We start from the raw sequence: 1,186 nt of genomic DNA on the forward strand, positions 1-1,186 counted from the left end.
CCAGAGGGTGAGATATATTTGAAATCTTTACTAGAGATATCTAAAGTTTTAAATGAGGATAAAAGGCCAAAACTTTATAGAGAGTATTTTCTAAACTATCCATTAAAAGAGATAGATAATCGAGATTTTAAAATTTGGAGGGAAAATGATTAAAGATATAACGTATATGCATGAACATGTAACAATAGATCTCTCTAAGGAGAAAAATAATATAGATTGCAAATTAGATACCTTTGATATAACAAAAGAGGAGTTTTTAAGATTAAAAGAACTTGGAGTAACTAGAGTTGTAGATGTGAGTAATGTTGGTATTGGTAGAGATGTAGATTACGTTATGAGAATGGAAGAGGCCACAGGGATAGAGATATATATGTCCACAGGATATTATAAAGAGCCATTTTTACCAAAAGAGGTTGAAGAGTTAACTGTTGAAGAGCTTGCTAAAAAAATGATAGATGATATAAAGATTGGAATAGATAGAAAAAGTAAGTGTGCAACACTTATAGGAGAGATTGGAACAGGGTTTGAAATTATGACTGAGCTTGAAAAAAAAGTTTTCCACGGAGCTGCAATTGCTCAAAAAGCTACAGGAGTTTTTATAACAACTCATACAAGTTTGGGGAAATTAGGGCATGAGCAGTTGGATTTTTTAGAAAACTTAGGTGTAGATCTAAATAAAGTTATTTTAGGACATGTAGCTTTAAGTAATGATTTGGATTACATAAGATCTCTTTTAAAAAGAGGTGCTTATATAGAGTTTGATACTATTGGTAAAAATAGTTATCTTCCTGATGAAACTAGGGTTGATTTTATAAAAATACTTTGTGAAGAGGGATGGAGTGAAAAATTATTAATGTCAGTTGATTTAACAAGAAGATCTCACTTAAAAATAAATGGTGGGATTGGGTATGCATATCTAATTGAAACTTTTGTTCCTATGTTAAGAGAGGCTGCAATAAAAGAGAGTGATTTAGAAAAAATATTAGTAAAAAATCCAAAGAGAATTTTAGGAGTTGAATGAAAATGAAAACATATCCATTGGAATCAATAGGAATAGAAGTAGCAAAAGAGAAGCAATTTAAAATGATAGATATAATAACAAAATATTTTCAAGGCCATGAAGTTTTAACAAGAGGAGATCTTGGAGTTGTAAAGGGATTAAATAAACCTGTTACTACTGAAAAAG

General features: G+C 30.1%; 1 protein-coding gene. It reads left to right on the plus strand.

All coding sequences use genetic code 11. The features are described from left to right. The first annotated feature begins 145 nt into the window (after positions 1–145). Complete coding sequence (locus tag ACRCYC_RS15365) at positions 146–1,021, plus strand: phosphotriesterase family protein (RefSeq protein ID WP_438619988.1); 876 nt, start codon at positions 146–148, stop codon at positions 1,019–1,021. Positions 1,022–1,186 lie beyond the last annotated feature (165 nt).

The sequence above is a fragment of the Paraclostridium sp. genome (assembly GCF_051657365.1).
Taxonomy (GTDB): Bacteria; Bacillota; Clostridia; order Peptostreptococcales; family Peptostreptococcaceae; genus Paraclostridium.